Origin of the sequence: Magnetospirillum fulvum MGU-K5 (assembly GCF_000442515.1) — a bacterium.
Classification (GTDB): Bacteria; Pseudomonadota; Alphaproteobacteria; order Rhodospirillales; family Magnetospirillaceae; genus Phaeospirillum; species Phaeospirillum fulvum_B.
Genome location: NZ_AQPH01000090.1, coordinates 1 through 11,939, shown reverse-complemented (window position 1 = coordinate 11,939; position 11,939 = coordinate 1). Strand labels below are relative to the sequence as shown.

General features: G+C 64.3%; 10 protein-coding genes and 1 tRNA gene. 3 read left to right on the top strand and 8 right to left on the bottom strand.

The annotated features are described in order from the left end of the window. The first annotated feature begins 461 nt into the window (after positions 1-461). Positions 462-1,283: a complement resistance protein TraT gene (locus K678_RS17990; protein ID WP_021133474.1), complete on the top strand. Its 822-nt coding sequence runs from the start codon at positions 462-464 to the stop codon at positions 1,281-1,283. A gap of 193 nt (positions 1,284-1,476) precedes the next feature. On the opposite strand, the gene K678_RS15785 is transcribed toward K678_RS17990, so the two are convergent. The 5 genes from K678_RS15785 to gltX all read right to left on the bottom strand — a co-directional run bounded on the left by K678_RS15785 (position 1,477) and on the right by gltX (position 6,995). Further along, positions 1,477-2,529: an NAD(P)-dependent alcohol dehydrogenase gene (locus K678_RS15785; RefSeq protein ID WP_021133473.1), complete on the bottom strand. Its 1,053-nt coding sequence runs from the start codon at positions 2,527-2,529 to the stop codon at positions 1,477-1,479. 91 nt (positions 2,530-2,620) lie between these two features. Then, positions 2,621-3,619 carry an aldo/keto reductase gene (locus tag K678_RS15780; protein ID WP_462442549.1) on the bottom strand — a complete coding sequence of 333 codons (999 nt, stop codon included), beginning with the start codon at positions 3,617-3,619 and terminating at the stop codon, positions 2,621-2,623. Between the two features lie 257 nt (positions 3,620-3,876). Continuing rightward, positions 3,877-3,952: transfer RNA gene (locus tag K678_RS15775), tRNA-Ile, on the bottom strand. A 247-nt stretch (positions 3,953-4,199) separates the two neighbouring features. After that, positions 4,200-5,516: a citrate synthase gene (gene gltA / locus K678_RS15770; protein ID WP_021133471.1), complete on the bottom strand. Its 1,317-nt coding sequence runs from the start codon at positions 5,514-5,516 to the stop codon at positions 4,200-4,202. A gap of 45 nt (positions 5,517-5,561) precedes the next feature. Next, positions 5,562-6,995 (bottom strand): glutamate--tRNA ligase, encoded by a 1,434-nt coding sequence (gene gltX, locus K678_RS15765; protein WP_021133470.1) that lies wholly within the window; start codon positions 6,993-6,995, stop codon positions 5,562-5,564. Between the two features lie 88 nt (positions 6,996-7,083). Between gltX and K678_RS15760 the strand changes: the two genes are divergently transcribed. Continuing rightward, on the top strand, positions 7,084-9,297 hold the full coding sequence (locus K678_RS15760; protein WP_021133469.1) for a ComEC/Rec2 family competence protein: 2,214 nt from the start codon (positions 7,084-7,086) through the stop codon (positions 9,295-9,297). Here K678_RS15760 and K678_RS15755 read toward each other — a convergent pair. After that, positions 9,281-10,432: an ABC transporter substrate-binding protein gene (locus K678_RS15755; protein ID WP_021133468.1), complete on the bottom strand. Its 1,152-nt coding sequence runs from the start codon at positions 10,430-10,432 to the stop codon at positions 9,281-9,283. The two genes, K678_RS15760 and K678_RS15755, sit on opposite strands and share 17 nt — an antisense overlap. A gap of 176 nt (positions 10,433-10,608) precedes the next feature. Here K678_RS15755 and K678_RS15750 point away from each other — a divergent pair, with 176 nt between their 5' ends. Beyond that, the gene (locus tag K678_RS15750; protein WP_021133467.1) at positions 10,609-11,025 is read left to right on the top strand and encodes a hypothetical protein; all 417 of its coding nucleotides are present in this window, start codon (positions 10,609-10,611) and stop codon (positions 11,023-11,025) included. A gap of 3 nt (positions 11,026-11,028) precedes the next feature. Here the strand turns inward: K678_RS15750 and K678_RS15745 are convergent, their stop codons facing one another. Further along, complete coding sequence (locus K678_RS15745; RefSeq protein ID WP_021133466.1) at positions 11,029-11,379, bottom strand: PilZ domain-containing protein; 351 nt, start codon at positions 11,377-11,379, stop codon at positions 11,029-11,031. Positions 11,380-11,467: 88 nt separating this feature from the next. Then, on the bottom strand, positions 11,468-11,939 hold a 472-nt coding region (gene folB / locus K678_RS15740), incomplete at its 5' end, for a dihydroneopterin aldolase (RefSeq protein WP_414533294.1).

The window sequence follows — 11,939 nt, the reverse complement described above, 5'->3', positions numbered from 1 at the left end:
ATAAACGTCACGGTCGCGACGCGAGGAATTTTGGCGGCCGGGCAGGCGATTGACCCGCCGTGGACCCGTCGTCCACAAGGGGCAAGCAACGAACCCGGTCACCAAAAGGCCCGCGTCCCTTCGGGCTGCGGAAAAAACGACGCACTGGGGCGTCGAAACGCTTGTCCATAGCACCACTATGCCCATCGCAGTTTCTCCTGCCATTGCGCCATTTTTTCCAGCAGCGCGGCGCGCGAGGTTTATGAGGACAGGACCTCGGCCGGGTTGAACGCAAGGCGAATGACGCCGGGCGGTAAGCGTAATGGTTGGCAGCCCTTGGTCTTAAATGCGATTTTCTACTTTTCGGAGTCAAAAAATCCTGGTATCAGAGAGGCTTAGCCCTTTGCAGCTGCTCGGAGTTTATTCAAGCTATGCTCTCGGTTGCGATGAAAACATCACGTTTTATAGGGGGAAAGACTGTCATGAACATTATGTCGCTTAAGAGGCTTGGTATCATCGCCGCTTTGGCCAGCACTCTTTCCGCCTGTGCCGCAATCGATGCCAGCATCAATCACAGCGAACTCCAAGTTCAGACGCATATGAGCGAAAGCGTCTTCCTCGATCCGGTGCCGCCGTCGGCCCGGACCATTTTCGTTTCGGCCCGGAACACTTCCGACCATCCCGAACTTGATCTGCGGGCGTCGCTGATCCAATCAATCGCCGCGCGCGGATATCGCGTCGTCGATGATCCCAATCAGGCCCACTACATGCTGCGTGTCAACATCCTCTATGCGGGTCCGATCGATACCAAGGACACTGGATCGATGCTGATGGGGAAGTATGGCGAGCCGCTCCTGGCCGGTGCCGGTGCCGCCGTTGTCGCCAACTCGCTCGGTGCGGGCGGCGGCGCGACGACGGGTATTGGCCTGGGCGTGGCCGCCGGGTCGTTCCTGGCCAACCAGCTGATCAAGGACGTGACCTACTCGGTCGTGATCGACATTCAATTGTCCGAACGTCCGCTGAAGGGCGGCAAGGTCAGCCAGTCGACCACCACCGTCAACGCCCAGGGCAACGCAGCGACCTCCCGTGCGAAATCCTCGCAGGTGCCGACCGGCGCGGGCTATAGCGGTGCCGCCGGGACCAATGCCCGGGTCAAGACCCAGCAGATCGACGAAGAGAGCGATTTCAAGCAATACCAGATTCGCGAAATCGCGTACGCCAATCAGGTCAATTTGAAGTTCGAAGAGGCGGTTCCGGCTCTGATGACTCGCCTGACCTCGAGCGTCAGCAACCTGTTCGAATAGAGTTTGCGGTAATACCGGCCAACCCTCGATTTGACCCGTTGGCCGGTATTTAGCCGCCATTGCGGCGGCTAAGCGGGCGGATGCCCGCGGCTCCGGCAGAGGGACAATACAACCGGCCACGTCATTGGCTGGTTGGTATAAGACATGGGGCGACGGGGGTATGCCCGTCGCCCCTTCTTTTTGAGCGCTGTCGTCAGCTCGCCAGCGAGGCGATATCGATCACGAAACGGTATTTGACGTCGCTTTTGACCATGCGGTCATAGGCGGTGTCGATCTCTTGGGCGCGGATCAGTTCGATGTCCGAGACGATGCCTTTCTCGGCACAGAAATCGAGCATCTCCTGGGTTTCGGCGATCCCGCCGATCAGCGATCCGGCAATCGCCCGGCGGCCGAAGATCAGCGGCTCGATGCTGGGGGTGGGGTGGGGGTGTTCGGGAACGCCGATCAGGCACAGCGTGCCGTCGCGCTTCAGAAGGGTGGTATAGGCATCAAGGTTGTGGCTTGACCCCACCGTATCGAGGATCAGGTCGAACCTGTTTTTGTGCTTGGCCATCTCCGCCGGGTCCTTGGAGATGATCACCTCGTCCGCTCCCAGTTTCAGGGCGTCGGCGCGCTTGGATTCCGACGTGGAGAAGGCGACCGTGTGCGCCCCCATGGCGTGGGCGATCTTGATCCCCATATGGCCGAGACCGCCGATCCCGACGATGCCGACCGTCTTGCCGGGTCCGGCCTCCCAATGGCGCAACGGCGAATAGGTGGTGATCCCCGCGCATAGCAGCGGTGCCACCGCCGCCAATTGCTCTTCGGGGTGGCGGATTTTCAGCACGAACTTGTCGCTGACGACGATTCGTTGCGAATACCCGCCCAAGGTGTGGCCGGGGGCGTCCTTCGTCGGCGAGTTATAGGTTCCGGTCCAACCGTTTTCACAGAATTGCTCCAGCCCGTCATGGCAGGAATCGCAATGCTGGCACGAATCGACCAGGCAGCCGACGCCGACGGTCTCTCCCACCCGAAAGTCGGTGACCTCGGCCCCGATCGCGGTGACGTGACCGACGATCTCGTGACCGGGAACGCAGGGGTACAGCGTCCCGGCCCATTCCGAGCGAACGGTATGCAGGTCGGAGTGACAGACGCCGCAATAGGCGATCTCGATCTGGACATCGTGGAGGCCGGGCTGGCGGCGTTCGATCGTCATCGGCTCCAACGATTTGTCGGCGGCCTGGGCACCATAGGCTTTGGTGGTCATCTGGGGGGCTCCGTTAAGCAGGTGGAGGTGAAGCGAAACAACCGTGCGGCAGGGGGCGGCGATCACCGTCGGTCACATCCCCTCGTCGGGGTCAGCGGCCGGTCATCTGTTCCAAGGCCTCGGGATAGCGCGCTCCCTCGATGGTGATCCGGGCTGCGGTACTCTCGATCTCGGCCAGATCGTCGGCGGTCAGAACCAGGGCGGCGGCTCCGTTGTTTTCGTCAAGGCGGCTCAGTTTGGTGGTGCCGGGAATGGGAACGATCCATGGCTTTTGCGCCAGCAGCCACGCCAGGGCGATCTGGGCCGGACTGGCCTGTTTCTTGGCGGCAATCCGCCCCAGCAAATCGATCAGCGCCTGATTTGCCTTGAGAGCGGCAGGGGTGAAGCGCGGCAGGATCGAGCGGAAATCGGTGCTGCCAAAGCTGGTGGTTTCGGTCATCTTGCCGGTCAGGAAGCCCTTGCCCAGCGGGCTGTAGGGGACGAAGCCGATGCCCAATTCTTCAAGCGTCGGCAGGATTTCGGCTTCTGGCCCGCGCGTCCACAGCGAATATTCGCTCTGCAATGCGGTGACCGGCTGCACCGCATGGGCGCGGCGGATCGTCTGTACCCCCGCCTCGGACAGGCCGAAATGCCTGACCTTGCCTGCCTGGATCAAATCCTTCACCGCGCCTGCGACATCCTCGATCGGCACGGCGGGATCGACCCGGTGCTGGTAGAACAGATCGATCACGTCAATGTTCAGCCGCTTGAGCGAGGCCTCGGCAACCTGCTTGATGTGCGCGGGGCGGCTGTCCAGTCCAACCCATTTCGGCCCGCCATTGGGATCGAGATCAAAGCCGAACTTGGTGGCGATCACCACCCGGTCGCGCAGCGGGGCCAGCGCCTCGCCCAGCAATTCTTCGTTGGTGTAGGGGCCGTAGACCTCGGCGGTGTCGAAGAAGGTGACGCCGCGCTCGACGGCGGTACGCAGCAGGGCGACCATCTCCTGCCGATCCGGGGGCGGGCCGTAAGAAAAGCTCATCCCCATGCAGCCCAGCCCGATCGCTGAAACTTCCAAGCCGCTGTTGCCCAGTGTGCGCGTCTGCATCATGTCTCTCCACAAACCATCGGGGACGATTGTTACTCGTGCGGCGGCAGGCGATAAGACGGAAAGAAGTGCATGGACATATGAATTCGATTCATCAATGTCCGCAAATGAGGCCGCAGGCGGCACTGGCGCGACCGCGTGGAAGCGGTGCCCGCGACGGGTCTGAACGCCCGGCTACTATACCGGGTTCACCCCAGCGGAGCGAGAGCTTCGTCCCGTCCGTTCGCAGCGGAGGGACGGGGCAATGGAGGGGGAGGGGTTGGTGGGCCCGGCAGGACTCGAACCTGCAACCAGACCGTTATGAGCGGCCGGCTCTAACCATTGAGCTACAGGCCCCACCGGGGGGTGACCATACCCAAAGAGCGGAAGAAATCAACGCCGGATCGCTGATGACGAGTCGGTTTGAAGGTGGCGCTACTTCAATCCGAACAGAACGGCGATGGCGACGGTGGAAACCACCGCCGCCAGCACGACCAGCCGACGGCGACCGCCGGGCTGGATGTTGTCATTGGCAGGCGGAGGGATCCGCCGGAACGGCGCCCGAAGGCGCCGCCGGTCGTTTGGATCCCGCTGTCGGCCTGTGCTAGCCACGCTGGTGCAGCGGCAGGTAGTGGCGGGGCGGCGCTCCGACATACAGCTGGCGCGGGCGGCCGATCTTCTGCTCGGGATCGGTCAGCATTTCGTTCCACTGGGCGATCCAGCCGACGGTGCGCGCCAGCGCGAACAGGCTGGTGAACATCTGGGTCGGGATGCCCATGGCGCGGAAGATGATGCCGGAATAGAAATCGACGTTGGGGAACAGCTTGCGTTCGATGAAATACTCATCCGACAGCGCGATCCGCTCCAGTTCCATCGCCAGTTCCAGCAACGGCTCGTCCTTGATGCCCAGTTCGTCGAGCACTTCGTGGCAGGTGCGCTGCATGATCTTGGCGCGGGGGTCGTAATTCTTGTAGACCCGGTGGCCAAAGCCCATCAGACGGAACGGATCGTTCTTGTCCTTGGCCCGCTTCAGGAATTCGGGGATGCGATCCTTGCTGCCGATTTCGTGCAGCATCGCCAGAACCGCTTCGTTGGCGCCGCCATGGGCCGGTCCCCACAGCGAGGCGATACCGGCGGCGATACAGGCGAACGGGTTGGCACCCGACGACCCGGCCAGACGCACCGTCGAGGTCGACGCGTTCTGTTCGTGGTCGGCGTGGAGGATCAGGATGCGGTCCATCGCGCGGGCCAGGGTCGGGTTGACCTTGTAGGGCTCACACGGGGTCGCGAACATCATGTGGAGGAAGTTCGAAGCGTAATCGAGGTCGTTGCGCGGGTAAATGAAGGGCTGACCCATCGCGTATTTATAGGTCCAGGCCACCACCGTCGGCATCTTGGCGATCAGGCGATAGCTGGCGACCATCCGCTGGTGCGGATCGTTGATATTGATCGAATCGTGATAGAACGCCGCCATCGCGCCGACGACGCCGCACATCACCGCCATCGGGTGGGAGTCACGACGGAAGCCGCGGAAGAAGAACGAAATCTGTTCGTTCAGCATCGAATGGCGGGAAATGTCGGTGACGAACTTCGTCATCTGGGCGTCGTTTGGCAGCTCGCCCTTCAGGATCAGGAAGGCTGCTTCGAGGAAGTCGCCATGTTCGGCGATTTCCTCGATCGGGTAGCCGCGATGGAGCAGAACCCCCTCGTCGCCGTCGATATAAGTGATTGCCGATTTGCACGACCCGGTCGAAGTGTAGCCGGGATCGTAGGTGAACAGGTCCATGTCGGAATACAGCGACCGGATGTCCATCACCTTCGGGCCGACCGTACCGGCGATCAGGGGCAGTTCGACGCTTTTGCCCGTGCTGTTATTGGTCAGCGTGACAGTCTCTTTTGGCGACGCGGGGGAATCTGTCATTTTTTATCCCTGTTTGTTCAAAAGGGTCAGAGTCGGCTCCGTCTGTCAGACTGCGACCTCTTGTGAAAGAGGTGATCCGGTCAGTACGTCACCGATGCGGCCCAGGGACTCCTCGCGGCCCAGGACCTCCATCACTTCAAAAATAGGCGGCGACACCGTCGCTCCGGCCAGGGCGGCGCGGAGCGGCTGGGCGATCTTGCCCAGTTTCAGGCCGCGTTCCTCGGCCAGGATGCGCGCGACCTCTTCCAGCGTTTCGCGGTTCCAGTCGCTGAGGGCACCGGCACGGGCGGCGAACTGGGCCAGATCGGCCTGAGCATCGGCCTCGGCGACGATCTTCGCCGCCTTGTCGTCGAGCGCCAGCGGACGGGCCTGGACATAGAACAGCGCGGACTCCGCCAGTTCGACCAGAGTCTTGGCCCGATCCTTCAGTCCGGTCATCCCGGCGGTCAGGCGGGCCGTCTCGGCCTCGGCGAGCGGGCGGCCCAGCTTTTCTTCGAGCCGGGGGGCGATCAGCCCGGTCAGGCGACCATTGTCGGCCTGACGTTGGTAATGGCCGTTCAACTGGGTCAGCTTGGCGAAATCGAACCGCGACGGCGAGCGCCCGGCCGAATCGAGGGTAAACCACTCGATCGCCTGCTCGGTCGAAATGATTTCGTCGTCGCCGTGGCTCCAGCCCAGGCGCAGCAGGTAATTGCGCATCGCCTCGGGCAGATAGCCCATGTCGCGATAGGCATCGACGCCCAGCGCGCCGTGGCGCTTCGACAGCTTGGCCCCGTCGGGACCGTGAATCAGCGGAATGTGGGCGACGGTGGGGACCTCCCACCCGCTGGCCCGGTACAATTGGGCCTGACGGAAGGCGTTGGTCAGATGGTCGTCGCCGCGAATCACATGGGTCACCCCCATGTCGTGATCGTCAACCACCACCGACAGCATGTAGGTCGGCGTGCCGTCGGCGCGGAGCAGGATCATGTCGTCAAGCTGGCTGTTGGCGACGCGGACTTCGCCCTGGACCAGATCGGCGATCACCGTCTCGCCCTCGGTCGGGGCCTTCAGCCGGACGACGAACGGCGTATTGGCCGGAGCGTCGGAGGGATCGCGGTCGCGCCAGATGCCGGGATAGCGCATCGGCAGCCCCTTGGCCCGCTGTTCCTCGCGGATCGCGGTCAGTTCCTCGGGGGTACAGTAGCAGCGATAGGCCTTACCCTCGGCCAGCAGCTGGTGGGCCACTTCGGCGTGGCGGCCGGCGCGGGCGAACTGCATCACCGCCTCGCCGTCCCAATCGAGGCCCAGCCATTCCAGGCCGTCAAAGATCGCGGCGACGGCGGCCTCGGTCGAGCGGGCGCGGTCGGTGTCCTCGATCCGGAGGAGGAAACGGCCGCCGTGATGACGCGCGAACAGCCAGTTGAACAGAGCCGTCCGCCCCCCTCCGATATGAAGGAAGCCGGTGGGCGACGGAGCAAAGCGGGTAACGACGGTCATGATGAGGGTTCGGCATCCTTTGCCGCGAGAGACAGAGCCCTCTTGTTTACCATATTCTCGGGGTCGATACAGCACGGTGTTGGAAAGAATGGCCGAAGACACGTCCGCGCTCCGTGCAATCCTCCCCGCCATTGTTGGGGGGGTGATGGCCGAGCGGACCCGGTGGCCGCTGTGGATACCTGTGTTTTTGGGCCTTGGTATCGGCGGCTATTTCTCCCTGCCGACCGAGCCGCCATTGTGGCTCTCCGGGTTGGGACTTGCGGTGGCGACGGGATTCCTGGCGCTGGCCTTGGCGACGCGCCGATTGGGGCTGGTCGTATCGGCGGCGGTCGTGCTGGCGGTGCTGGTGGGATTTGTCGCCGCCGGGGGTCGCACCGCCCTGGTTGCCGCCCCGGTGCTGACGCGGGCCAGCGGGGCGTTGATGCTGGAGGGGCGGGTGGTCGAAATCGAGCGCCTGCCCGGCGAGGCGCTCCGCGTCACCTTCGACCGGCTGGCGCTGGAGCGGGACGAGCCGATTGTCACGCCGGAGCGGGTAAGGGTGCGGTTAAAGCCGGGGCCTCCCCCCTTTGCCGTCGGCGACCGGCTGCGGCTGCGGGCGATGCTGATGCCGCCGCCGCCGCCGTCAATGCCCGGCGCGTTCGACTTCGCCCGCTTTTCCTGGTTCAAGCGGCTGGGCGCGATCGGTACCGCGCTGGGTCCGCCCGAGATCGTCGCTGCGGCGGAACCCAACCTCGACGGCGGCTTTGGCGTGGCCGTCAACGCTCTGCGCCACCGTCTGACCGAACGGATCGTCGCGGTCCTGCCGGGCGATCGCGGCGCGGTGGCGGCGGCGCTGATCACCGGCGATCAGATGCCGATTTCCGCCCCGATGATGCAGGCCTATCGCGATTCCGGGCTGGCCCACATCCTGTCGATCTCCGGGCTGCATATCAGTCTTGCCGCTGGGCTGGTGTTCGTCGGCTTGCGTGCGCTGCTGGCGCTGATCCCGCCTGTGGCCCTGCGCTATCCGATCAAGAAATGGGCAGCGGCGCTGGCGATCCTGTTCGCCTGGGGTTACACCCTGCTGGCCGGGTCGCCGGTGCCCGCCCAACGCTCGTTTCTGATGATCGCCCTGGTGTTGCTGGCGGTGCTGCTCGACCGCACTGCGCTATCGATGCGACCGGTGGCGCTGGCGGCCACCCTGGTACTGTTGGTCGAACCGGAAGAGCTGATCGGCCCCAGCTTCCAAATGTCGTTCGCGGCGGTGATCGCCCTGATCGCTTGGTACGAGACCCAGGCCCCACGGCAAGCGCTGTGGCGTGAAGCCCATCCCGGGCCGCTGGCCGGACTCGGCCTTTATGCCGCCGGGATCGCGCTGACCACCCTGATCGCCGGAAGTGTTACCGCGATCTTTGCCATCTACCATTTCAATCGCTTCGCGGTGTGGTCGGTGCTGGCCAACATGCTGGCGGTACCGCTGACCGGCTTCTGGGTGATGCCGTGGGCGCTGGTGCTGTTCCTGCTGCTGCCGTTCGGGCTGGAGGCGGGGGCGCTGGTGCCGATGGGGTGGGGCGTCGAGGCGGTCAACCAGATCGCGCTGTGGGTGGCAAGCTGGCCCGCCGCGGCGATCACCACCCCGACATTGCCGATGGCCGGGCTGGTCGTCTTTGCCCTGGGCGGCTGCTGGTTGTGCCTGTGGACGCGGCGCTGGCGCTGGTGGGGACTGGTGCCGATGGTTCTGGGGCTGGCCTCGATGGGTCTGGCCGATCCGCCCGATCTGCTGGTCGATGGGCGCGGCGCGGCGATGGCGGTGCGGACCGCTGATGGGGCCCTGCTGCTGAACGGCAAGGGCGGCCGCATCCTCAAGGAAACCTGGAGCCGCCGCGCCGGACCCGAAGCGCCGGAGCGCTGGCCGCGCCAGAGTTCCTCGCGCGATGGGCGGCTGCGGTGCGATCCGGTCGGCTGCGTCTGGCGGGCCGAGGGGCAGGTGGTGGCGCTGATCCGCGACGAAACGGGGATCGAGGCGGCCTGTGCCGGGGCCGGATTGGTGGTCAGCGCGGTTCCGTTGCGGGGAACCTGTCGGGGGGCGGGGCTGGTGATCGACCGCTTCGACCTGTGGCGGCGCGGTGCTCACGCGCTGTGGCTCAGTCCCACCCATGTCCGAGTCGAGACCGTCGCCGATAGCCAGGGCGACCGGCCGTGGTCATGGCACCCCCAGCCGCGTCGGCGCAAGCCGGTTGCGGCGGCCCAGCCGCCGTCCGACCCAACCGAGGCCGAGACGGCGGACGAGGATGAACCGGACCCGGTTAATCGACGAAGGTGAAGGCGCCATTCCTGATTTCCAGCATGTGGAAAGCATCGGCACCCAGGCCAAGGTGATCGGTGGGCGAGAAGGTGACCATTCCGGCGGTGCCGGGGAAGTTGGCGGTTGCCTCCAGCGCGTCGCGCACCGCAGCTTTGTCGGTGGTTCCGGCGCGGCGGATCGCGTCAACCGCCAGCATCAAGGCGTCATAGCTGTGCCCGGCCATCATGTTGATATCGGTGTGGGTGCGGGCTTCGTAGGCGGTCTTGAAGCCGATCAGCAGCGCCTTGCGCGGGTTGGAGTCGGGCAATTGCTCCGGTGCCGACAGCGCGCCACCGGGCAGCCGCATTCCATCGGCGGCCCCGCCGACGAGGCGGAGGAAATCGCGCGAGGCGACGCCGTGCGACTGATAGACCGGCAGAGTCAGGCCGATCTGACGGATGTTCTTGGTCACCACCGCCGGGCCGTTGCCGGTGCCGAACACGAACAGGGCCTGAAGGCCGGGGGTGCCGCGAATCTTGGTCAGTTGCGGGGTGACGTCGGGATCTTTGGGCGAATAGGTCTCATCGACGAGGATCTCGATCCCATAGCTGGCGGCGCGGGCGACGGTCTGGTCATGGCCCGATTTGCCAAAGCCGCCATTCTCCGACAGCAGGGCGATCTTGGTCAGTCCGCGCTTTTTCAGATCGGCCAGCACCTTTTCCGCCGCCATCCGGTCGGTCTGCGGCACCTTGAACACCCATTTGCGCACCGGATCGACGATCGCTCCGCCGCCGCCCATCGAGAGATAGGGAACCCGCTCGCGCTCGATCTGGGTCAACACGGCCAGGCTGGTAGGGGTGCCCGATCCGCCGATGACGAAATCGACCTGATCGTGGTCGATCAGGCGGCGAACGAACGAAACCGCCTTTTCCGGGTCGGAGCCGTCATCATAGACGATCAGGCTGATCTTGCGCCCCAGCACGCCGCCATCGGCATTGACGGTTTCAACCAGCAGGTCGAGCGCCTTCTTTTCCGGGTCGCCCATCAGCGACATCACCCCGGTCAGCGACAGGAACGCCCCGATTTTGATGTCATCCTCGGCGCGCGCGCCTGATAACGGAGACAGACAGAGAGTCAGGGCGAGGAGAGCCCCGCACACTCGGTTCAACAACATCGTCTTCTCCCTTATCGCCTTTGGTCGTGCGCGCCTAACCGATGACGCGCCGGCGGAGGATGCGGCTATACCCCTCAGGTTGTAAATAGGCCAACAGACGGTTTGACCTCGGGTGAACGCCTGAGTATGAATCGGCGGTTGGAACCACCGGCAGGGGCGGGGAGACTGAGGGCGCGATGTTTCGTTGGAATATGTCTTTGGAGACGGGGATCGGAGCGATCGATAGCGGCCGCCGCATGTTGATCGAGGCGATGGCCGATTTCTTTCGTTGCCTGGACGATCCCTATCTCGATCGCCGAACCGTCGCCGAGCGAACCGGCGCGATCTTCGTTGCGATGAAAAAGGCCTTTGCCGCCGAGGACGCGTTCCTGGCCGGGCGCGATGGCGGCGAGACGCACCAATCGACTCACGGCACCCTGATCCTGGCCTATGTCGATCTGTGCAAGAAGATGGTGCCGAAGATCAAGTCCGCGAAGCAGGCCCAGCAGACCTGCCTGGAAATCTATCGGATCATTGATGGTGGCCTGTATCACCACCTCAAGGACGAGGTGCTGTTTTACAAGGCTCTGGTCCGGGGCCGGAAAAGCGCCTGACCTTCACACCGGCATGTCGAGCGGCTGAAGCCGGAACGGTGAGGTCATCAGGATCGCGATATCGTCGAGCGACTGGTGCTGGTAAAAGCGGCACCCGGCCAGCCCGTCTTTGATCCAGAGCACGGTCGAGGGATAAATCTGCTGCGATGCCGTGATGACGTGGAGATCGCGCGGCAGCGGCGTCAGCATCCCGAGCGCGAGTGGGTCGGGGGTGAAGCGCAGCTTGAACCCCCCGCGCGAGGCATCGAGCATCGTGACCGGCACTTCGCCCGCCTCGGACGCCAGCACGCCTTCGGAGCCGCAGGTCTGGCGGCTCCACCGCCGGGGCTCGCGTCCGGAAATCGTCAGGTTCATCGCGGACGCCCCTTCTGTCACCGTCGCCAGAGAGGATCAAGGGTACGTGGCCCGGCCTTCTCCTGTCCAGAGGAGACCGGCGCGATGGTCAGTGGCTGCGGTGACGCTCGATTTCGATGCCGACCGAAGCGGCTTCGGCATAGACGTCGGGCTTTTCGACCCGGACCCGGACCATCTCGACCCGCTCGTCCTCAAGACACAGGCTGGCGATCTTTTCCGCCAGGGTCTCGACCAGATTGATATGCCCCTCGGCCAACAGACGCCGGATCGCCTCGATCACATCCTCATAGGACAGGACGTTGGCGATATCGTCGTTGGCCGGTCCGGCGGCCTGTTCCAGCACGCTCATATCGACATTGATCCGCACGCGCTGGGGCGCCAGGCGCTCGTGCTCGTAAATGCCGATCGAACATTTCAGCATCAGATCGCGCACCAGAATGCGGTACAGGCATCGCGCCGGGGTCGTGGCGGGATGGGACTCAACAGGGCTGCACTGGAAGGTCACGTTAGGCCGGTCCTCTCCTCGGCCGGAATGGCCGGGACGCGAGGTCATAGCGCGG

Coding starts and splice junctions, on each gene's coding strand:
- K678_RS17990 (WP_021133474.1), top strand. CDS start 462: ATGAACATTATGTCGCTTAAGAGGCTTGGTATCATCGCCGCTTTGGCC.
- K678_RS15785 (WP_021133473.1), bottom strand. CDS start 2,529: ATGACCACCAAAGCCTATGGTGCCCAGGCCGCCGACAAATCGTTGGAG.
- K678_RS15780 (WP_462442549.1), bottom strand. CDS start 3,619: ATGATGCAGACGCGCACACTGGGCAACAGCGGCTTGGAAGTTTCAGCG.
- gltA (WP_021133471.1), bottom strand. CDS start 5,516: ATGACAGATTCCCCCGCGTCGCCAAAAGAGACTGTCACGCTGACCAAT.
- gltX (WP_021133470.1), bottom strand. CDS start 6,995: ATGACCGTCGTTACCCGCTTTGCTCCGTCGCCCACCGGCTTCCTTCAT.
- K678_RS15760 (WP_021133469.1), top strand. CDS start 7,084: ATGGCCGAAGACACGTCCGCGCTCCGTGCAATCCTCCCCGCCATTGTT.
- K678_RS15755 (WP_021133468.1), bottom strand. CDS start 10,432: ATGTTGTTGAACCGAGTGTGCGGGGCTCTCCTCGCCCTGACTCTCTGT.
- K678_RS15750 (WP_021133467.1), top strand. CDS start 10,609: ATGTTTCGTTGGAATATGTCTTTGGAGACGGGGATCGGAGCGATCGAT.
- K678_RS15745 (WP_021133466.1), bottom strand. CDS start 11,379: ATGAACCTGACGATTTCCGGACGCGAGCCCCGGCGGTGGAGCCGCCAG.